Source organism: Vibrio sp. 1F253 (genome assembly GCF_041439295.1).
GTDB lineage: Bacteria > Pseudomonadota > Gammaproteobacteria > Enterobacterales > Vibrionaceae > Vibrio > Vibrio tasmaniensis_A.
Genome location: NZ_JBGONU010000005.1, coordinates 30,977 through 53,548, shown reverse-complemented (window position 1 = coordinate 53,548; position 22,572 = coordinate 30,977). Strand labels below are relative to the sequence as shown.

Here is a 22,572-nt window from a genome sequence, read left to right as displayed (position 1 = left end):
ATCTTATACATTAATTGATAAAACCAAGAATTATAAGTATTATACTACTCATTAAAAGAATGGAGCCCTCAATGGAAGAGTTAAACATACAAGCTTTTATCAAAGGTGAATGGCTAGATATTGCTATCATTTCATTTCCTAAAAGTGAACAGAACAACTTCCGAGTGACTGAACTCAATTATCTCGGAGACTACGCATTAGAACATCATGAAAAAGATGACCTACACGCCGTATCAATGAACCTGCCTGTATCTTTTTTCTTTGACGACATGGGGCGGCCTGGATGGCTAACTTTTCTTGATGACATAATGCCAAGTGGGGCAAGCAGACGTTATTGGGTCAAACACCTAGACATTGAAGATCTTTCAATTGATGAACAAGACTATGTTTTACTAAAGTTTGGCACAATGTCGCCTATCGGCAACTTGCGAGTAAAAGACTCTCTACCAGAACGCTATGAAGAGTCAGATACCCTCTACTTTTCTCTAGACGATGTAAAAAACCGCGCAAGTGACTTTTTAGATTATGCTCAACAAAGAGGTGCTGCGGCTGGCGGTGCGACAGGCGCAGGAGGTGAAGCTCCAAAACTAATCTTGCGTTGCTCTAAAGAAATCACAGAACAAAGTAAGATATGGATAGATCCTTATCAAGATGATAACACCAACCAAGATCTACACTATTTAGTCAAGTATCCTAGAGGCTCAAGAAGCATTGTTGACTGCAATATTCTTCGAGCTGAGTTCCATTATTATCACGAACTCACCGCTATGGGTTTTGAGACCATACCAATCCAAAATATGCGATTAGAAGAAGGATTAAACTATCCTTCTTTATGGTTGCCTAGATTTGATATTCGTTTTAACGAAAAGCAACAGATTGAAAAATTCGGAATGGAATCTGTTTACTCCATTTTGAATAAAGGTGCAGGCGTTACTCTAGAACATGAAGCGACGATTAGAACGTTAATTGAAAAAATCACCCATAGTCATATGGTGCAAAATCAAGGGTATAAATTTGATGTTCAAAGCTTTGTTGTAGAGTGGGTAAAGAGAGACTTACTCAACATCCTATTTGGCAATAGCGATAACCACGGTAGAAACACCTCATTCTTAAAAGGTGATGGTTATATTAAGTTAGCCCCAATCTACGATTTTGCTCCAATGAAAGCCGATCCAGAAGGTATTCCAAGAACTACAAAATGGAAAGCCCCACTAGAAGTTGGAGGCACTTACAATTTTATCGGTATTGCAGAATCACTGTCTGACCTTGTGCCGAGTGAGCTCTTACTGAGCCAGCTTAAAGATACCGCAGAAAAGTGTCTTGATCTTAAAGAAAGACTGATCGATCGTGGGGTTCCAGAGCAGATCATTAAAATGCCAGCTATTGGATTAAATCATATCCCTGAAAAATTGAAAAAATGGGGGCTATTATGAGCAATAATAACAAGTCATCCAAAGAGTCTATAAATGATGTCGTTAATCGTCTCCGACATAATCGCAAACAGATCTTTAGCCCTCACAATACAAACAGTGACGACAACGTAAAGGCTGATACTGTTAACCTCGGAGGTCGCACTTCTCAAAGGGCATCAAAAAAGACTCTACCTCCAAAAGCAGCCGATCGCAGCAGGATAGTAAATCAAATAGTGAAACAACTATTGTTTGGCGAACTAACCCAAGGTCAGGCACTAAAAGAGCTTCGGATCAATGTGCTAGGTTTAAAGCAAGATGTTTACGCAAAGCTCGTAGATGTGTCCCGAAAAACCCTCTCTGATATAGAGAATGATCGTGGTAACTACAAAACAGACATATTGAATAAAGTCTTCAAACCTTTTGGTCTAAAAGTTGGTCTAATACCGTCATCATCGAGTATGCTAAACTCATTGCTCGGCAATAACTGATCACCTATTGGTAACTAGCGGTTGCAGATAATTTTAAGATTATTTTGCTATGATAGCACCAGCCCGCAATAGCAAAAAGTTATATCGGACGCGGGTTCAGTTCCTTTTGAAGTAGGATTTTCATGTAACATTCAATGTAACACTAAATTCAAACACCTGTTTTAAATCGTTGAATTTTATACAAATGAGACAATCATTCAACTCCCGCCAGCTCCACCAAACGTTTGGAAAGGGCGGTAACTCTTTGAGTTATCGCCCTTTTTGTATCTAAAAGACGTTGTTCCACATTTTGCTAAACAATGACCAACTCCACATACGTTACTCAACGCGGAAATTCTTACTACTTCCGCTACAGAACCCCTTCAGATTTGAAACCCTTGCCAATACGCCAAGAGTTTCTCCTATCGCTAAAGACTAAAAAACACTCAACCGCTATCTTAATGGCTGAAAAGATCATGGAATCTCTCGATGAAGTCTTGAAAAACGTTCGTATCGCTTTAATAACTAATAGTAAAGAAAGCATAACCAACGCCATCAATAAGCGAATCCTAATCATGAACCCAGATAATGGTCAGAACATCCCTCTAGAACTAATCAGACAAACTATCACTTATCCCAACGGCATAACGACAACAATTGGAAGTTGACCATAATGGAGATGCGCGTGCCGAGATAGAGTCTATGACCAAAGTGATTGAGGCTACCAGCAGCGCTAGTTGCATGCCCTCACATGCAACAGTAACCAAAACGGTTAAGCTAAAAAATGTTGTAGATGAATACTTACAATCAAAACGTGATGAAGGGTCATTACAACAGAAAGGACTTGAAGACCTAGAGCGTCGCTTAACACTACTAGTTCGCTATTTTGGTGCATCATACGATATTTCTAAGATTAATCTGAAAGCAGCAGAGTGTTTTCGCAATCTACTAATGCAGATCCCAACGAATATGAATAATCGTTCTGAGTGTAAGAGAAAGACATTGCAGGAAATTGCGAACCTAGAATTACCAAGACAAAGCCCCAGTACCGTCAAAGGCATTGTTGAAAAGTGCAGTACGTTCTTCAATTTGGGCGGTAAAAAGTGACTACGCCTCAAAAAACTACTTCTACAAGATGAAGGTTGTAACAAGCAGCAAACGAAAGGACTCTGAGGGACGTAAACGTTGGTCAAATACAGATTTAGCCACCCTCTTTTCTAGCGAGACATTCACTCACTTTGAAACGCTCAAAGGGACACAGGACGACTACTATTATTGGCTTCCACTGTTATGCCTTTACACAGGCGCACGCCTTAACGAGCTGGGACAACTGCAACCAAAGAACGTAGCTCGAATAGAGTCTCGCTGGTGTATTGAAATTACAGATGAAGCTGATGGTCAAAAGATTAAAAATTCTAATTCAGCTCGCTACATACCTATACATCAAGACCTCATTGATTTTGGTTTTGTTGAGTACGCAACGGATACTCGTAGAAATGCTCATTGGTTATTTGATGGCTTGCTAGTCAAAGGTGGAAGAGTTCCAAGAGATGGAATTGGTTTCAATGCAAGTAAGTGGTTTCAAGACTTAGAGATAAACTAAACATCACCTCCCCTGACTTCCCTGCGCGTCCCTCCTTGTAAGATGCTTTTGATTGCGTCTTTACCTGTCATATGGATTAAGAACCTCGACATATCAGGTTTTAGCTTTGGCTCAATCTCGAATGCTTTCATTTATTGCCCTCTTATAGTTATCGTTATTGCCATGAATCTAACGTAATAAGCTATCCGTTGATTAGTTGACTTTTGTAATTGATTGCAAAACTTAGGTATACCGTGTTTTAACGGGCATTTTTGCTATCATTTCGAACTAACCACACGTCACTGATGACGCATATTGAGACATATTGATTTAAGTTGAAGCAATAAAAAGCGGCTCTAAATCACATTTTATTTAGAAAAAGCAAAATAATTTGATTTTTTTCTAAATGGCGTAATACGCCATGTAACGCGATACAAGCGTTTTTTGCTTGCTTTGAGGTCATGGAGTGAAAGTGCTTAAAAACGTCACTGGTGACACCATACAGGCTCAGTAAAGACACTTTGGGGCGTGATTTTATTTGACATCGCTGAAAATATGAGTAGTATGCCCGCCCGAAGTTGAGGGGCTTGACCTGAAGATTAGCCAGACTTATAGTCAGCCATAACAAAGGAATCAAGAGTGACTCCCAACGCTTGGCAATTCTGGTTTGTGAGTGAGTAAACATGATGTTTGTATTGCAACGGTTTATTTTAAGACCTGCGTTGCTCACACCTTAACAGGGCGTTACAGCTTAAGAATAACAACAGCGTACACAAAACTACGCATTATACAGAGATAATTACCTCGTTACCGAAAGGATATCGGACTCACAAATAATACACCTTACATAAAGAATTACCGTCACTACGGTTAAGCAAGTCTGTCTGAACAGACTATTCTTAATTGTAGTGGTAATAAGGTCGGGACTTATCACCCTTACCTACGATTGTGTCGCTGGGACTTATCACCCCATTTAAAAAGGCGACAAACAAAAGTGTCGGTTAGCCTATCGAATAACCGACGATAAATAAGCAAAACAGCCTGCCATAACCTCTTTGGCGGGCTTTTTGCGTTTGAGGGTTTGACAATCAATAACTTAGTCGATAACATACCTGTATAGATATCCAAGCCTCGTGATTGTTGCTATAAGGTATCTGGTTCATAGGGACTGATAATCCTAGAATATGAACATAAAGCAGTTCGGTATTTGGTGATTCTTATATCGACATTCGATAATGTGAAACCTAAGAGGTAATTCGTTATGTTTAACGAAAAGACATGGGGTGTAGCACCTACGCTACAAGACACTACAGTTAAAATGCCAAGTATTTCTCGTCTTGGTCTTCCTTTAGCGCACCTATCTGACGCTACTATCCGCGATTACTCACTTTTTTGGCGTAAGCATCAAGGCTTACCTGCTAAGACCGCTCTCGTACTCGCAACTATAGCTAAGAATCCTGGCATTAAAACAAACGAAGTACGTTCTCTCGCACGAGATTGCAGTAACGTTCCAAGCTTAGTTGATGATATTAACAAGAAGATCATGAACAAAGGCCTGATGATTGTTCGTCAAGAACCAGTTGGTGTTGCTCCTAACGAGTCTTGTCATCATTGGTATTTGGTCGAAGCTCCTATCCAAAATGTTCCAGTTGGTATGGCCGTTAATGACCCAGTGATATAATTACACTTGTGTAATCAAAGCACCATTGCTCAGTAGTGGTGCTTTTTTATTGCTAAATTTCAAAGCATATCTTAAAGGAAAGTGTATACACAGAACGTATTGTTTTGTGATACACAACCATTATAACAAAAAGATAAAACCCTAATAAATCAATAACTTAGCAAAAATCACCAACTCCACCAACCGTTTGGAAAGAGTTGGCCCTTTTTTTATCTTTATTTTACGTGCCATAACATGACAACTTTCTGTACTAACAATGGCTTATCATTAGTACATCAACAAACAAATCATACACTTAATAAAAAGCCACACATCCCATTGCTGAAATGTGTGGCCGTTTAGAGCTGTTCTGTTACGAACTTAGATAAGTTTAGGTGTTACTCCATCTCACCCAGTAAGTAATCTTCATCGCTACTGACTACTGCGCCGTGCTTCAAGAAGTTCTTACCTAGGATCATGCTGTATTCAAAGCGAGAGCGATCTTGAAGGTTTACTCTCACCTCTTTCTCTAGATCACCCAACTTAACCTTCATTTCAACGACAGGACGAATGTTCACCTTCTCGCCTTTCTTGGCTTTAATACGCATTACATCAATCACTGGCTTGGTGAAATCTTGCTTATCGCCTTGGTTGTTTTGATAGGTAAAGCTCACCATGTCTTGGCCGTCTTTCTTAAACCGTTTGATGTTGACTGCGTTCATTGAGCTTACATCAGCACCTGTGTCTAACTTGGCCGGGAACGTCATGCCGTTGACTTCAACAACTTCTATATGCCCTACTTTAAACAAAGGCTCCGATTTCAAAAGATAATCAGATCGAGTATTCACATATATCCCATCTTTCGCCATCTTCTTACCTAAAATAAAGTACGCTTCTTTTTCATTGCTGCTAAGCACGTCGATAGCAAACTCTTGTTGGCGAACTTTACCAGCGCCCAAAAACTCACCACTTACAACCGGACGAGTATCATCACCGACCTTAAGCTTCTTAATAATTGGCTTTGTTATCTTCTGCTTCTCACCATTTACATCTGTAAGATAAAATTCAACAGAAGCCTCTTTGCCTTTACCTGTCATTTCAAAACTGTCGACCTTCAGCAAAGGCGTGTTGACAGTAAATGAAGCAACAGCCTTCATAGGAAAACCATCTAATGTGATATCTTCTTCCGGTGAGATAATCAGTGGCTCAGTCTTTTTCGCGACCTCGCTGAAATTCTCAGATCCTTCAGAAAGAATATTTTCAGCGTTGGTATCAATCATGAAAAGTTCGCTTGCGGTGCTTGTACCAAATCTCAACTGTGACACGCTACTTGAGCGGTCACGTAGGTACACCAGAACGTCTTTGGTTGTGTTTTCATCGAGTTGGACTGGTACATATACCAAAGGTCTTTTTTTACCACCTACACTTAACATACGAACTAATGGCAGTGTCATCTCTTTCTGCTTACCATCGTTGTCGAACATATCAAACGTCACTTCACTGTTCTTCTTATCTACATCGATGTCTTTCGCATGAAGAATGCTGTAGCGATTTTTTAATGAGAAGGTCGCATTCATCGCCATTCCCGAGATAGACATCACCTCTTTACGGCCAACAACCGTCGCGTTTTCCTGCTCCTGCAAATAGTCGTAACCAGCAAACACTAAGGCGTTATCCGCAAGGAAGGTTTTGCCGATCAGCACTGGCGCAGAGAAGTGACTTCTGTCCGTCAGGTTAACGTCTGTTTTTAACTCTTGATCCGCAATGGTGAGCGACATTTTGACGGTAGGGCGAAGCAAAGGCGTGCTGCTGGTGCGACTGCGTATTATGCTGACACGCTCTAAAGGTGCTTCGATTAATACCATGTCACCCGTACGTGGGTTTTGAACCTTGAAAGAGACCACAGCTTCATATTTCGCAAAGGCGCTGCCATCCCAATCATCGTAATCAACATCGGAATTGTTCAACAGGTCTTCGGTTAACGCCGCCATCAACTCTTTGTCTTTGAGATTTTGGTAATCGGGATTAGAGCTCTTCACATGAATGTCTTCCGCATGCATAGAAGTGGTTTCCGCACCGGTATCGATTTTACCAATGAAAGGAACGTCTTTTAGCCCTTGAACGCTAGATAGGTATACATTCTCTGTACGACCTAATACCGACTTACCATCGAGTTCGTAAGTCGGGTTTTGAGTGGTGGGTGAAGTGTCTGTAGCCAAAGAATATTGTGTAAAAAGTAGAGTGCTTAAAAGAGTTAGAGCCAAAGGTATCTTTTTCATTAGTTGGTCCGTTGTGATCAGTTCACTAATAATACTGGCGATTCGGCAAATAGTTCCCCCACCAGCAATGGTTCTCACATAACGTTAACGCTATGAGTTTTTCGATGACAAACCGATGACTTTGCGCAGCATTCGCTTATCGATTATTGACCATTGGATACCCGATAACCTTTTCAATATGTGGTGTTCTATTGAAAAAATGAATACCAAAAAGGCCAACGACAAGCGCTGACCTTAGCGATTCAAAACACACCTGAAGCGAGTTTAACTTGCTAAAACACAAACGGTTCTAGATAAACATAGCACTAAAAAGTGCCGACTGTTTTCTTTGCACAGATAGCTCGAGCTTTTTCTGCTCCCTCGCCTTTATTCTGTTCAAAACATTGACGATAAGATTCGACGTAGCGCTCAAATAACACTTTGGCTTCAGGTTGTGCTTTAGAGAGCAGTTGGTTAACGAACTTTCTTGAGCCGACCTCAAAGTGCTGAGTATCAATTGGGCTATTCCAATCCCCTCCCCAGATCATAAAGCCATGATGGGCAAAAAGCTCAACTACATCTTCTGCCATGCCACTACGTTCAATTTCATCACGCGCGCGAAAACGAGTACGATTCACATAGCGAGTCGCAGATTGTGAAGGCTTTACCGTGATTCGTCCGTTGCTATCGAACTCTAAGAAAGGGTTTTGAACCGGGTTGATGTCGATTGCCACACCATAGGCATGTTTCGACCATCCACCTCCACCAGTGATAGGCCGAGCGTTAAAGGCACTGCTGTTGTTCGCATCCATTGAGGCGCTGTCATCACCGTTAAATTCACGCATAAGTCGAGCAGAATGTAGCGGAAAATTACGCTGTTTTAACTCTGAAAAGATTCGCTCAACTGAAGGTGCAATTACATCAAGAACAATCATATTGCCCTGTTGCTTTTCCCCTTTGAAGTTAATGAAATCGAAATCTACTTTGGATAGTCGCTCACAACCGACGGGTGCACCACTACTCAAGACGTTGTTCTTTTTCATCATGTCACATTGCCATTGAGATATAGGAGCAACTTGGGCATAACTAGCAGCACTGAGCACAGTGACCAGACAGCCGACAATAAAACGTTTCATATCAAAGACTCAAAATAATAAGAGTGGAAAGTAGCAGAAGTTGGAAAATAGCATATTAAGCCAAGTTGAGCGCACGATTTGTTAGCGCGCTTTATTCCAATAGACAATCTCTCTAACTCGTCCGTTCTGGTCGACATCCGCTTCTCCACCAACATCAGAAAGTTCAGGTAAGGTCGATAACTGCGGAGCGTAATAGGCAACCAACATAAGTACAAAAGCATCGTAAATATCATCTATCGCGACGTCTTTACGCTTGGTATTTGAAATGGCCAACGACAAGCCGTCACACCATTGAGGAGCAAGTTGCTGAATAATAGAAAGTCGTTCCTCTTTGCCTTCTTGTGTTCGTTTGGAAAACGTCAGCGGTTCGTCTTTCAATGCTGCAAACACAACTTCAGGATGTGATTCCCTGATAGAAAGATTGGGATGAGTTTCAATGAGCTCATCAAGCTCGCGAATCTTGGGCACAATTCCCCAAGTCTGTTTAGAAAACTTCTTATCAAGCTGCTCCACATTGGCATTACATCCCGCAATGTAATTGGTTTGGTAAACCGCCTCTCGGCACGGAACAGGAAAAACGGAAGAGCCACGCTTACTGGTGAGAAAACGCCTTGCCGCTTTATCGCATAATCGGTCTGGCGTGAGCGAGTCGCTAAAGCCAATAGGCATATCGATTAACGTCGTCGAACCTGTAAGATAATCAAGCAACTCATCGAGCGTGTTTACCACTTTGAACGTAGGTACCGCGTTATCAGAGATAATCCAAGCGATCCAACCGGCCTTGCAGCCATCAATTCCGATGTATTTCATTGTGCTCTCGATGATTAGTTTGTTGAGGGCGATTTGGGATAACTAGCCACTTAATGATCAGTGCCACTCATTAATTAACAGTCTGCTTTTCACGCCACGTACCTGTAAACCCATTGCATCGAACACCTCTTCGAAGTCTCGACACTGTGGTGGAATATTGGGTAAAGAAAGTGCTGCTTCAGAAAAGAATTGTTGTTCAAAATGAGCCGAATCGCTCCACGCCAATTGCCACCATTCGAGAATACGAAACTTAGACGCTCGAAGTTTTTCAGCCGTAGGAACTTTGTCACTTTTGCTTAGGTTCTCTTTGCTTGTGGTCGGAAAGAGGTTCCACTTGTCGTTATTCGGCCAATAAGCAAAAGGCAAGCAGTGATCAACGTGATACTCATTTTTTAATGATTTTCCACTCCAGACACTGACAATATCGGCACGTTCAGATCTAAGTTGTTCGACACGTTTACGCACATCGCGAGTATCGTGGTTTTGATCGATCCATACCAAGCAGTCGTGATACGTCTGTAGTGAGATACTTCGCTGTCGGTTCAACTCGAAACGCTGCATCTCCATGACCCATTGATTCACCACCAGCGGTTCAATCCAAGAGTGGTAGATTCTAAAGCACTCCCACAGGCTTTCATCGAGAGTGAAATAGCCAAAGCTTTCTAAGAACTCACTATCAATGACCAGTGATTCTCGGCTCTTCCGTCGTTTCTGAGGTGGGTATATATCGAATAGTCGGTTGTCTTTCGAGCCTTGATAAATAAAAGTCACAGGCCCTGATTTAATGGTGCTGATCGTTTGTGAAAACAGCTTCTGTAGTGCCTTGACTTCATCGCCGAGAAACATAGTGCCTATCGCTAGATCATCAGCACTGAGGTGTTTGAGTTTATTCCAACCATCCTCTTTTACAAATCCGAGGCCTTTACTCGTGTTGCTATTTTGCTGAATCCCAGCGCCTTCTATATCGATATCAATCAAACGCTTAAACTGCCTTACCCAATACAGAGCAACTAAGCCCACTGGTAGAGAAATTTTCCCATCCGTTCGATCAATCACAGCGCCTGAATGAGCATCCGCAATTCTCAGTAAAGTTCTTAATAAGGCCAGCTTGTATGTGGCCGACTTGTTGTCATTCACAATAATGTGGCGCACCTTGTTCAAGTCGCCGGAGCCATCATCTGGTAATGTCATCACCACGGTTTGCCACCACACTTCACTGCGGTTCAATGTATCTTGGCTATCATCAACATGACGAACCAACAAGGCGCTGTTTTTTGATAAACGCTCGAGCTCTTCAACTGAGACTTCATAGCCTTGTCGACTGTCTTTAAACTCCCCATGACGCAAAGTAATCACCAACTTGCCATTTGGAGCCAGCAAGTTAGACAACTTTCTAAATGCACGCTCTCGATGAGACGGAGCAAGATGCATCCAAACCGCGCTCACCAATATCAAATCAAAACGTATTCCGAGGTTTTCAGTGCGGCTAAGCGAGGGAAGTGAATCATCAATCCAGCTAACACTTGGGCTTGTATATTTCGAGCCTTGTTCGCGTAATGAAGCACTTGGTTCTATCGCAATAACATCAGCTCCGGCTTTGTGCATCCATAGCGCATCACGACCACTTCCTGCACCAACATCTAGTACTTTATCGCCCTCTAAAGGCCAATAAGCTTGCCAGCTTTTATGTACCGTCTCGAACGTCACTGAGTTGTACTGTTCACAAAGTGTGTGAGCATTTTTATCGTAAAAAGGAATCGATGAGGACATATGCGCTATTGGGGTTAGGAGTCTATCTCAATAGTAATGGGGAGCTTAGGCGATTGCTAGCAAGTCATGTAAGTTCAGCCACACCAATCAATATTTATCGTTAGTGACTGTTTTATATCAATATCCACCTAATGAGATCGTCAGGCGAGTCACATCACGAATCAGTTTCGTCAGCAAAACAAAAACAAACAAGGTGCAAGCTGACGTGCGAACAGAGATAATTGTTTGAAGATGATTAACTCGCCTCAAGTACCTAGCTGATAAAGACTAATGACCACATACTCACACATAGATACCCCGTTCAACCTGCGCCACACCTGTTGGTTTTGTGGTGAACCTTCCAATGATGTTGTTGAATTCCCTAAGACTGCACAAGCTATTGCCAAGATAGACTATTCACCGATAGCACTGCCGGCTTGCAAGGAGTGTGCGAGAATTAACTATTCCAAGAGTCTGACTTCAATTTGGGCGGTGCGCGATCAGATAAAACACGCACTCATCGATAAGTACGCAAAGCACCTAGGCATCGGTGAAAACTGGACGGAACAAGAGCTTATTGATTCTGATTTTTCAGGCTCGACGCTTGGCGGGTTTGGCCGTAGTGCTTGGAAAATGTATCAAATAGCCAAACAACGAGTCGATTATAGAGGCTGGCCTTTGTCGGTTGATGACATCCCACTTGAGGTATACGACGAAACCAGTGGCTTTGAGTTTGACGGTACTCGTTACGCATCAATCAATTCATGTATCGACTATTTCACCAAGGCTGCGGGCGTAGACAAAGAGCTGTTGTCGCAGCTTGTCGACATTGTTTCAACAGACCGTTTTAGCTACGCACTTCGAATCGCCAAGCTGAACAAGAATGTCTCTAATACCAAACGTTCAGAGATCATCGAAGAGGTGTTACAGCAAGAGTCTGAACAAGAAGAGATACAGCTTGAGCAAGCCAATTCACTGTTCAACCCAAATGTCGAAGAGGTCAGCATTTCAGGTTCGACGGCTCCGGTTTTCGCTATTCAATGGGCAATGATGAATAACGTTATAGATTTAGCTCACCTTTGCGCACTCGAAGATGATTATTTTGACTATTTCGAACATCTTGGTGGCCCTGCTGCTTTCATGTCTTATAACGGCCTACAGCTCTATTTAGAATCACGCCAAGATCCTGAATGGGTAGAAAAGTCGGATCCAAATAAACAGTATTGGTGAACATGCCTACCTACTGGTGAACACGTGTAAGCTCGATAACTGCGTCAAACACCCATTGTTAGTCCTTGTTTTATATAAAGATCTAAAAACAGAACCCTATAACAGTTAATTGTTGCAATTCGGTTAAATAGAGTGAAAACTTCAAGCATCTAAAACTATTTAATCACTGCAATCTTGCGGTGAATAAGGAGTGAATTGTGCTTGCTGTTCTTCGTATTATTTTGGCGACGGTGTTTATTATTTTCACCACCCTCTGTGCTTTGGTTTACTGCTTGTTTAGCCCCAAGAACCCCAAGCATGTGTACGTTTTCTGTCGTTGGTTCAACCAGCTACAAAAGATCGTCGGTGTAAAACTGGTGCAGCGCGGCCTAGACAATGCGCCAACGTCAGAAAAAAGCGTCTACATCTCTAACCACCAAAGCATATTAGACTTTGTGACTGACCCAGGAATGCTAAGGCCTCGTACCGTTTCTTTAGGCAAGCGCGATTTGTTGTATGTGCCTTTCTTTGGGCTGCTGTATTGGATCACAGGTAACATCATGATTAACCGCGAAGATAAGTCCAAAGCACGCGATACCATCAAGCAAGTGGCGGAAGCCATTCATCAGCGAGATCTGTCTGTTTGGGTTTACCCTGAAGGAACGCGCAGTAAAGGGCGTGGACTACTGCCATTCAAAACGGGCGCTTTTCGAATGGCGATTGAAGCTGGCGTGCCTATCACCCCGATGTGTACCAGCACCACACACAATAAGATTGACCTCAACCGAGTTAATAATGGCATTGTGATCACCGAGATGCTTGAACCTATAGATGTATCCGGATACAAGCTCAGCGACGCAAGAGAACTGGCCAATCGCTGTCACGCAATCATGGCAGAAAAAATAGCAGAGCTTGATGACGAAGTGGCTCGTATAGAGGCTCAACAAAATCCAGAGCTGGATTCAGACGGTTCTTCTACGAGCTAACTCGCAACGAATACACTGAGTCATCGCTCAATTACTTTAAAAGACACTCAACGATCGCAACTCTCATTGTTCTTGTTTTACATGCTGGCGCTTATCCGCAAAATTAAAGCAGGCGTTAATGGCTTTAAAAAGCAATGGGAGTAAACGATGGAAGTGATTCACCATGGCGGAAAACATACTGTCACAGGATCTTGTCACGAACTAAGAGATTCAGGCCAAGCGGTGCTCATCGATTGTGGCCTTTTTCAAGGAGAAGACACCCGCCCTCTTGATATTGAATTTGAAACGTCCCACCTTAACGCTCTGCTGCTGACTCATACTCACATTGATCATATTGGTCGATTACCTTGGTTACTCGCCAGTGGCTTTAACCAACCGATTTATTGCACTCAGGCGACGGCTGAACTCGCTCCTTTAATGATTGAAGACGGCCTAAAACTGCAAGGGCTCAGTCATAAACAATCTAAACTCATCCTAAAAAAAATTCATTCGTTGATTGCTCCCAAGCCTTACGGGGATTGGTTTCCCATCACGTCCACACAACAAAACAACGGAAAGGATCATCATAGGCCAAATACTCTGTATGCCCGTTTTCAACCTGCAGGGCATATCTTAGGTTCGGCCTATATAGAGATTAAGTTACCCAACCAAGAGGTAGTGGTCTTTTCAGGTGACTTGGGCCCTAGTAACACGCCACTGCTGCCGGATCCTAAACCACCACAACAAGCCGACTATCTGTTTATTGAGTCGACTTACGGCACTAGCACGCACGACGATATTGCTTCACGCTCTGAACGCCTCAAATCAATCATTGATCGTTCGTTACTCGATGGCGGCGTTATTCTAATTCCGGCTTTTAGCATCGGTCGAACACAGGAACTACTATTTGATATCGAACACCTAATTTTTGAGCATCAACTCAGCAGCGATATTCCTATCATCCTCGATTCGCCTATGGCAGAAAAGGTGACGCGATCCTACCGACGCTTTAAAGATTTATGGGGGCAAGAAGCAAAGCAGCGTCTTGAACTGAAACGTCACCCACTCGCTTTTGAGCAGTGCATTACGGTTGATGGACATAGAATGCACAAGAAAATCGTGAACCGCCTCAAGTCGACAGGTGAACCCGCGATTGTGGTTGCAGCTTCTGGGATGTGTCAGGGCGGCAGGATAATGAACTACTTATCCGCTTTGCTTCCCGATCAACGGACGGATGTGATTTTAGCGGGCTATCAAGCACACGGAACGCTCGGGCGAGAGCTGCAACAAGGCGAAATGCAGGTTTCTATTGATAACAAAGACGTTGAGGTTAATGCTCAAATTCATGGCATGTCTGGCTATTCTGCTCATGCCGATAAAGAGGATCTCAATCGATTTATAGAGGGCATCGCGACTCCACCGAAAGAGGTGCATTTGATTCACGGTGAGCCAAATACTCAGTCTGAATTCGCTCAAGAACTAAAGGTGCGAGGGTTTGTGGTTGTTTGAAACACGCATTAAACTAGCCACTTTCCCTCAGTAAACATGAAGTCCTCAACTATCGAACCTTCAAAAAACACAGTCTCTTAGACCTGCGAGATCACTCGATGCAGGTGATATATTCCAATCAAATCCATCTCACCACTCATATATCAGCCGTTCATGCTAAGTGGCTTTAACCGCTGTTTTACGCAATTTCGTCTCTTGTGCACACCTACCCTTCTTCTGCGCACCTCCCCACCCTTTTGTATTAATCACTATTTATTCACTTTTCAAAACACCAGCCACAACAATCTGTTGCATAACAAGTTAAATGGAACGATTATCGAATTAGCACTAAGCATTAACAAACACCCTCTATAACTTGCTTTATGTCACAGTAATCCCAATGCGCAGTTAAATAATTTAACACTCGGGTTACAAGTGAAGTATTGTGTTGTTCGAAAAACAATCATAAGCAAAACTAACAGGGAAAATACTCATGCAGTCGTTCGTTGATTTTTTGAATGGAATAATCTGGAGCCCAGTACTTATCTACCTATGTTTAGGTGCAGGTTTGTTCTACTCCATCATGACTCGATTTGTTCAAATCCGTCACTTCTTTGAAATGTGGCGCTTGCTACTTTCGGGTAAAAGCTCATCAAAAGGCATCTCGTCTTTCCAAGCTCTTGCCGTTTCGCTGTCTGGCCGTGTAGGTACAGGTAACATTGCAGGTGTTGCTGCCGCTATCGGTTTCGGTGGCCCAGGTGCAGTATTCTGGATGTGGGTGGTAGCTTTCTTTGGTGCGGCGACTGCTTACGCAGAATCTACGCTGGCGCAAATCTATAAAGAAGAAGATGAAGGCCAGTTCCGTGGTGGTCCGGCTTACTACATTGAAAAAGCAATGGGTCAGAAGTGGTACGCATGGATCTTCGCTATCGCGACTATTTTTGCATGTGGTATTTTGCTTCCAGGTGTTCAGTCAAACAGTATAGGTAATGCTGTAGAAGCTGCATTTGGCTCAGGTGATATGATTGAAACAGCTATCGGTACATTCAGTTTCGCTAAAATTTTCACTGGTACTGTTGTTGCTATCATCCTTGCTTTCATCATCTTTGGTGGTGTTAAACGTATCGCGAACTTCACACAAATTGTCGTTCCATTCATGGCGTTGGCTTACATCATCATCGCATTCGTTATCATCCTACTAAACATCAGCCAAGTTCCTGTTGTTTTCGGAATGATTCTGGGTGATGCATTCACTCCTATGGCAGGCTTTGGTGCTGCAATCGGTTGGGGTGTTAAACGTGGTGTTTACTCAAACGAAGCAGGTCAAGGTACTGGTCCTCACGCGGCAGCTGCGGCAAGTGTTGATCACCCAGCTCAGCAAGGTTTGGTTCAAGCGTTCTCTATCTACATTGATACTCTTCTAGTATGTTCTGCTACAGCGTTCATGATCATCATCACTGGTGCTTACAACGTTCACGGCGGCGCTGAAGGTGTATTCCTTGTTCAGAACCTAGCAGCAAACATCGGTGCGAATGGTCCCGTATTTACACAGCTTGCTATTGAAAGTGCACTGCCAGGCATTGGTAAGCCGTTCATCGCATTTGCTCTGTTCTTCTTCGCATTTACAACGATTCTTGCTTACTACTACATCGCAGAAACGAATATTGCTTACCTACGTCGTACCATCAAGATCCCTGGCATGATGTTCGTACTTAAGCTTGTTCTTATTAGTGCCGTTTTCTATGGCACCGTTAAAACAGCAAACCTTGCATGGGCAATGGGTGATGTGGGTGTTGGCTTGATGGCATGGTTAAACATCGTTGGTATTCTGATCATATTCTTCATGTCTAAGCCTGCGCTTAAGGCTTTAGCAGACTACGAAGAACAACAGAAACAAGGTGTGACTGAGTACACATTCAACCCTGTAAAACTAGGCATTAAAGGGGCAACTTACTGGGAAGAGAAGTACAAGCGTAAAACAGGTAAGTCTCCTGAATCTGAAGTTGCAGACAGTAAACCTGTAGAGCAACCTTCAGCTTAAGCTTACCTTAGCAAATAGATCGCTTTAACTCGCGCTATTAATAACGCATAAAAAAGGGGTTAGCCATTTCGGCTAACCCCTTTTGTTTTGTTCATAAAAATCGCAGTTTATAACGAGCTCATTACTTATAACGAACTGACTGCTTATAACAAACTAACTGTTCCCAAGCTAGAGCGTTAAGCTGCGATTTCTTGTGTTGCCATTTGAGGCGCTTTTTTCTCACCGATTGGCAGTACTGTGCGGCCATATTCGTTGTTGATTACTTGTGCCATTGCAAAGTAGATAGCTGACGCACCACAGAAGATACCTTCAAAACCAGCGATAGTACCGATCAGTTCGCTGCCTGTGAAATCACGAGCGGCAAGTAGGAAGAACAAAATAGTAAGTGAACCGAATACTACTTGTTTCGCTACTGGGTAGCATAGAGAACCAATGAACATGAAGCCAGTGAAGATGCCCCATAGTAGTAGGTACCAACCCATAAACGCTGCTGGACTTGCTGGTAGGCCCATGTAAGGCATTACAATTAAACCAACCAAAGATAACCAGAATAGACCGTAAGAAGTAAACGCAGTTGTACCGAACGTGTCACCACGTTTGAAACACATTGTGCCCACGATAACTTGGCTTAGACCACCGTAAAAAATACCCATAGCAAGAATCATTGAATCGATTGGAAAGAAACCTGCGTTATGGATATTAAGAAGTATAGTAGTCATACCGAAACCCATTAGGCCAAGTGGTGCCGGGTTCGCCAGTTTTGTTGACATTTTGCGCGCCTTTAAAAAAAGTTAATAAAATTTGTACGCAAATTTTAATCCGAACGGCATAAAAAGATAGATCGCTAAATCGAAATCTTAGATTGCACCGTTCGCCAGTTCGGCTTTCGTGATGATTTCAAGTATCTCGCCAACTCGTTTAGGGCTTAGTTCCATCAAGACCGCTTGAACCTCGGGCTTTACACACGCTAACCACTCTCCCGAAGGTTCTTGGTTAAACTTATCCATTGGGCCCATACTTTGGCTCCATGCACCACGGATATCAACCGTATCTTTGTGGCCATCGTTGGTCGTAAAATATGAAAATTCAAAGGTTGTCGCATCGACAGATGTGATTTGGCCAGATGCCCCCCACGGCGCAGAAAGTTCGATCATAGGACCGATAGGATAGCTTTCACCTTCAATTTCTACAGAAGTTGCTTCACCAATGTAAATTTGAGCGTTATTGACTGACTCTGAGACAGTGAAAGGTAATGATGTTGATACAGAATTAGGACCTTGAGGCGCAGCTTGCTTTAATAAGAATTGAACGATTGACGGGTATGCATTAACAGCAGCATCAACTTCCCCAACAGACTCCATACAGCCTTCGTAATTCATAATGCCTGTACTATCGACACCTTTAATTAAAGCGCCTTCAAGTGTTTGAATAACATGAATTTGGTTACCTTGTTCCTCTATAGACGTGATTTGGCCTACAGGACTTTTTAATACTTGATAACGCTGAGCAACAATACCTTCAGAGCTCGTTTCAAAACTCAAACTGCCATAATTACCCCAGCCCAAACTTTGCTCGAGACCTGACTGCGGCGTACTGTTACACCCAGTAACTCCAGTTACCAATAACGCAAGAATAGATAGCTTTAACTTCATTTTAATTGCCCTGTAATCAAATTATTCACGAACACAGTTTATCGATAAATGGAAAGCACTACTGTAATAGAAAGTAAGGGAAGTGTCGTATAACTGTCACTGAACAAGCAAGCCTCTTATAACAGAGGCTTGCTTAGTTTAATTATTTACAGCTAATTTCATCCCAGAACCAGTTCGATTGAACAGGGCTTTCCCAGACACCCGGACCGTTTTTAGCCACGAAGCACTTGCCATTATGTGTCACCTTGTCGCCATTGCTCACTTGGCTAACACCCGCTTGCCATGTGATAAACACCGATGGATCAACAACGACAGGCGGCTCAGTCACAGGTGGTTCAACCGGTGTTGGGTCTACCGGAGCAGGATCGACAGGTGCAGGGACAACTGGCGATGGATCTGTCACTACGGGTGGTGTTGGTTCACCCGCTACAAATTTCCAAGGGCCGCCATTGGCAGGATCATCCCCTTGAGTCCACCATTTAGCTTGGTAAGTCGCACCGTTGTGAGTGACTTGGTCGCCAGCATTGTAAACTTTACTCGCACTCCAACCGTTACCTCCGGGGTTAGTACCAGTGTCAACCGGATCAAGCTTATCGACCACTTTCACTTCAGGCCAGCTCGCATGTGATCCATAAAAATTGGTCACACACTTCTCGTAATCTCCGGCCACCAATGCTGAATAAGCGGTTTGGAAACCAACAAGCTCACACTCAAATGAATATCCTTCTGGGCGGTCTGCGTAGTATTTCCAGTTACCATCCCAGTTGGTGTACAACACATCAGTCGCACCATTCAAGTTCAAGCTTCCATAAGGCGTTTGCTGCCAGCATGTATTGGCTTCATCCGCTTCTACCGGAATTTGATAGTGCGCAGCTAATCCTTCCCAATAACGAATTCGGTTAACCGGCTGGCCTTTGTCTTTGTTCTGCTCACCACACTCGATACCACCATTAATTACGTTGATTGTGGTACCAAACCCATAGCCAATTCCCGCATCCAACTCACGCTGAGAGGGTGTCCAAGTGCGGTCAATAACGTGCAGCATGGCAGGTTTAGGAGCTTGAGGTGTAAGGAAGAACCAGATAGCAGAAGCCAAGTTCAACCATGAATCAGCAACCAAACCTGGGTTATTCAATAGAACCGTCGCATCACCATCGAACATAACTTCCGAGAACGCACCGTAGTTAAAATGGTAAGAAAGCTGTTTAGCACCACGTCCAAAGTAACCCTGACCTGCCGCACATGGCCATCGTGCATTCTGCCAATCGTTCTGGCCACAACCGGTGGTGTAACCCTCTTGGCCTTCAGACCAACCCATTTCACGAACATGCACCAGCGCTTGCTGCCACTCTTCTAGAGCAAATGGGTTATCAGAGGTGTTATCTATTGCGATGTGCCCACCTGTTTCTTGAGCGAAATGAGCAAAGGCCGTGATGATGGATTTTTTACAGATGGCGTCTGAATCTCGACCATCAGTGTACTCTCCACAGAAGGCTGGGAATTTTCCAATCGCGCGTAAGAAGCGAGTATAAGTGTACTCTGGTGCTGCCATCTGAGTGAGGAAGTCCCATTCAGATTGAGGGAATACACGCTCGACTCGTTTCACGTTTTCAGGATTCGAGGCTAAACCCGGCTCAATCGCTTCAACAATACTATTGGGACGAGTTTGTAATGCTTGTGACCAGATCGCATACATTGGATCGGATGTTTTCGCTTGTTCAGCAGCTTGTAATGCCGACTTTTCAACAAGGTAGCCATTCGGGTTTTGCGGATCAGGTTGAATGTTCAAAGACGCGTAACTGTGTGCAGCTAAAGTGCAGCCAACTACTGTCGCCAAATATTTGATTTTTAACATGATGGATTCTCTTATCTGTCCTTAATAAGTCCATCAAAGAGTATGCGGCGCATGGGAAATGAGCCAGTCGTTACCATGTGAATTTATAAAAAGTGCGAGTGACACTTTTATGTATCCTTCAACACAACAAAACGTCTCATTGTTTCTTGAGGTGATATCTAACTTCCAACGGATTTGGTTTCTCGTTGTAGATGTAAGTCCTTAATCTCCTAAATAAAAAGAAAAAGCCTCGAACAAAGTTCGAGGCTTAAGATCTTAATCAAAACTGGTTAAATCTCTAAGAGATTATTCCCACTCGATAGTTGCTGGTGGCTTACCAGAAATATCGTAAACAACACGTGAAATGCCGTTAACTTCGTTGATAATACGGTTAGATACCTTACCTAGGAAGTCGTATGGTAGGTGTGCCCAGTGAGCAGTCATGAAGTCGATAGTTTCTACGGCACGTAGAGATACAACCCAATCGTACTTACGGCCATCGCCCATTACGCCAACTGAACGCACTGGTAGGAATACCGTGAATGCTTGAGATACTTTGTGGTAAAGATCAGCAGCGTGAAGCTCTTCAATGAAGATAGCATCAGCACGACGCAGTAAATCACAGTACTCTTTCTTCACTTCGCCAAGTACACGAACACCTAGACCTGGACCCGGGAACGGGTGGCGGTAAAGCATGTTGTATGGAAGACCAAGCTCTAGACCGATCTTACGTACTTCATCTTTGAATAACTCACGTAGAGGCTCAACAAGGCCCATTTCCATATCATCAGGAAGACCACCAACGTTGTGGTGAGATTTGATTACGTGTGCTTTACCTGTCTTAGATGCTGCAGACTCGATTACATCTGGGTAGATAGTACCCTGAGCAAGCCATTTAGCATTCTTCAGTTTCTTAGACTCTTCATCGAAGATATCTACGAATACGTGACCGATGATCTTACGCTTAGCTTCTGGTTCAGCTTCGCCTTCAAGTGCGTCAAGGAAACGTTGCTCAGCATCTACTTTAATGATGTTTAGGCCAAATTTGTTGCCGAACATCTCCATAACCTGCTCACCTTCGTTTAAACGAAGAAGGCCGTTATCTACAAATACACATGTTAGTTTGTCGCCAATAGCGCGGTGAGCAAGCATCGCAACTACAGATGAATCAACACCACCAGAAAGACCAAGGATAACTTCATCGTCACCTACTTGCTCTTTAATACGTGCAACTGCATCTTCAATGATTGAAGCTGAAGTCCACAGACCTTCACAACCACATGCGTTAAGAACGAAGTTCTCAAGCATTTTTAGGCCGTTCTTAGTGTGTGTTACTTCTGGGTGGAATTGTACGCCGTAGTACTTCTTCTCTTCGTTTGCCATTGCAGCGTATGGGCAAGTGTCTGTTTCAGCGATCTTTGTGAAATCAGCAGGGATCTCAACCACTTTGTCGCCGTGGCTCATCCAAACATCTTGAGTAGACTCAAGGTCAGCGAAAAGTGCAGATTCACCAGTAACTTGTACAGCAGCGTAGCCGAACTCGCGCTCAGTAGACGTTGCTACTTTACCGCCAAGTTGCTCAGCCATAGTTTGCATGCCGTAGCAGATACCGAAGACAGGAACACCTGAATCAAATACGTACTGAGGTGCACGTGGAGAGTTCTCCTCCGTTACACTTTCAGGACCACCAGATAGGATGATGCCGTCTGGATTGAATTCACGAATATCCGCTTCTTCTACGTCCCAGCTCCAAAGTTCACAGTAAACACCGATCTCACGAATACGACGAGCTACTAGCTGTGTGTATTGAGAACCGAAGTCCAGAATTAGAATACGTTGGTCATGAATATTTTTAGTCATTGTAAGCAGTCTTATTGGCTATGTGATAAAACGGAGGCGAGTTTACTCACCTCTGATTAACTCTTCAAGAAATAAAGCAAACGTTTTCGTTGGTTATCTGTAAGGCGATGTTTTGCAAAATTCATACGTTCAACAAAACAGGCTTTAGATATAATACCAATCACAGTAAGTAAGTGTTCAGGAATAGCGCAGGAAAAAAGCTTGAAAACAAGGCAGGATTTTCTGATAAGTAGTTATTCTACAATCAAAAATTCTAACGAAGTTATCGAGGTTTTTAACAAGCTAGGGTGACCAGTTATTTACTACGATTGGTATAATACCAATCACAGTAAGCAAGTGGTCATAAATAGCGTTGGAAGGCGTGATAACTAGGCAAAGGACTTTGGGCTAGAGATAGAGATAGAGATAGAGATAGAGATAGAGATAGAGATAGAGATAGAGATAGAGAT

General features: G+C 43.1%; 18 protein-coding genes. 10 read left to right on the top strand and 8 right to left on the bottom strand.

The window, feature by feature from the left end:
- The first annotated feature begins 71 nt into the window (after positions 1-71).
- From ACED28_RS04125 to ACED28_RS04100, 6 genes are all read left to right on the top strand, one after another.
- Entirely contained in the window at positions 72-1,433 is a 1,362-nt protein-coding gene (locus ACED28_RS04125) for a type II toxin-antitoxin system HipA family toxin (protein WP_371709354.1), read from the top strand.
- The gene (locus ACED28_RS04120; RefSeq protein ID WP_371703321.1) at positions 1,430-1,900 is read left to right on the top strand and encodes a helix-turn-helix transcriptional regulator; all 471 of its coding nucleotides are present in this window, start codon (positions 1,430-1,432) and stop codon (positions 1,898-1,900) included. The genes ACED28_RS04125 and ACED28_RS04120 overlap by 4 nt, the downstream gene beginning before the upstream one ends.
- A 299-nt stretch (positions 1,901-2,199) precedes the next feature.
- Entirely contained in the window at positions 2,200-2,547 is a 348-nt protein-coding gene (locus tag ACED28_RS04115) for a DUF6538 domain-containing protein (RefSeq protein ID WP_371709353.1), read from the top strand.
- Positions 2,537-2,986: a hypothetical protein gene (locus ACED28_RS04110; RefSeq protein WP_371709352.1), complete on the top strand. Its 450-nt coding sequence runs from the start codon at positions 2,537-2,539 to the stop codon at positions 2,984-2,986. Before ACED28_RS04115 ends, ACED28_RS04110 begins: the two co-directional genes overlap by 11 nt.
- Positions 2,943-3,482, top strand: coding sequence for a hypothetical protein (locus ACED28_RS04105; protein ID WP_371709351.1), 540 nt, complete (start codon positions 2,943-2,945; stop codon positions 3,480-3,482). The genes ACED28_RS04110 and ACED28_RS04105 overlap by 44 nt, the downstream gene beginning before the upstream one ends.
- A gap of 1,240 nt (positions 3,483-4,722) precedes the next feature.
- A complete protein-coding gene (locus tag ACED28_RS04100) occupies positions 4,723-5,142 on the top strand; it encodes a hypothetical protein (RefSeq protein ID WP_371709350.1) in 420 nt (139 codons plus the stop codon).
- A 377-nt stretch (positions 5,143-5,519) separates the two neighbouring features.
- Here the strand turns inward: ACED28_RS04100 and ACED28_RS04095 are convergent, their stop codons facing one another.
- From ACED28_RS04095 to ACED28_RS04080, 4 genes are all read right to left on the bottom strand, one after another.
- Positions 5,520-7,400, bottom strand: a complete 1,881-nt coding sequence (locus ACED28_RS04095) for an ATP-dependent zinc protease (RefSeq protein WP_371709349.1) — start codon at positions 7,398-7,400, stop codon at positions 5,520-5,522.
- A 305-nt stretch (positions 7,401-7,705) separates the two neighbouring features.
- A complete protein-coding gene (locus ACED28_RS04090) occupies positions 7,706-8,515 on the bottom strand; it encodes a M15 family metallopeptidase (protein ID WP_371709348.1) in 810 nt (269 codons plus the stop codon).
- 81 nt (positions 8,516-8,596) lie between these two features.
- A complete protein-coding gene (locus ACED28_RS04085; protein ID WP_371709347.1) occupies positions 8,597-9,325 on the bottom strand; it encodes a DUF429 domain-containing protein in 729 nt (242 codons plus the stop codon).
- A gap of 57 nt (positions 9,326-9,382) precedes the next feature.
- Entirely contained in the window at positions 9,383-11,095 is a 1,713-nt protein-coding gene (locus ACED28_RS04080) for a class I SAM-dependent methyltransferase (protein ID WP_371709346.1), read from the bottom strand.
- A 270-nt stretch (positions 11,096-11,365) separates the two neighbouring features.
- Between ACED28_RS04080 and ACED28_RS04075 the strand changes: the two genes are divergently transcribed.
- From ACED28_RS04075 to ACED28_RS04060, 4 genes are all read left to right on the top strand, one after another.
- On the top strand, positions 11,366-12,304 hold the full coding sequence (locus ACED28_RS04075; protein ID WP_017098060.1) for a hypothetical protein: 939 nt from the start codon (positions 11,366-11,368) through the stop codon (positions 12,302-12,304).
- Between the two features lie 197 nt (positions 12,305-12,501).
- Complete coding sequence (locus ACED28_RS04070) at positions 12,502-13,269, top strand: 1-acylglycerol-3-phosphate O-acyltransferase (protein WP_371709345.1); 768 nt, start codon at positions 12,502-12,504, stop codon at positions 13,267-13,269.
- A 147-nt stretch (positions 13,270-13,416) separates the two neighbouring features.
- Positions 13,417-14,757 carry an MBL fold metallo-hydrolase gene (locus ACED28_RS04065; RefSeq protein ID WP_371709344.1) on the top strand — a complete coding sequence of 447 codons (1,341 nt, stop codon included), beginning with the start codon at positions 13,417-13,419 and terminating at the stop codon, positions 14,755-14,757.
- A 472-nt stretch (positions 14,758-15,229) separates the two neighbouring features.
- Complete coding sequence (locus ACED28_RS04060) at positions 15,230-16,777, top strand: sodium:alanine symporter family protein (protein ID WP_009848307.1); 1,548 nt, start codon at positions 15,230-15,232, stop codon at positions 16,775-16,777.
- Between the two features lie 176 nt (positions 16,778-16,953).
- Here the strand turns inward: ACED28_RS04060 and ACED28_RS04055 are convergent, their stop codons facing one another.
- From ACED28_RS04055 to guaA, 4 genes are all read right to left on the bottom strand, one after another.
- A complete protein-coding gene (locus ACED28_RS04055; RefSeq protein WP_010440610.1) occupies positions 16,954-17,547 on the bottom strand; it encodes a GPR1/FUN34/YaaH family transporter in 594 nt (197 codons plus the stop codon).
- A gap of 87 nt (positions 17,548-17,634) precedes the next feature.
- Complete coding sequence (locus ACED28_RS04050) at positions 17,635-18,429, bottom strand: hypothetical protein (protein ID WP_371709343.1); 795 nt, start codon at positions 18,427-18,429, stop codon at positions 17,635-17,637.
- A 142-nt stretch (positions 18,430-18,571) separates the two neighbouring features.
- The gene (locus tag ACED28_RS04045) at positions 18,572-20,284 is read right to left on the bottom strand and encodes a chitinase (protein ID WP_371709342.1); all 1,713 of its coding nucleotides are present in this window, start codon (positions 20,282-20,284) and stop codon (positions 18,572-18,574) included.
- Between the two features lie 285 nt (positions 20,285-20,569).
- Positions 20,570-22,123, bottom strand: a complete 1,554-nt coding sequence (gene guaA / locus ACED28_RS04040; protein WP_048608103.1) for a glutamine-hydrolyzing GMP synthase — start codon at positions 22,121-22,123, stop codon at positions 20,570-20,572.
- Positions 22,124-22,572: the final 449 nt, after the last annotated feature.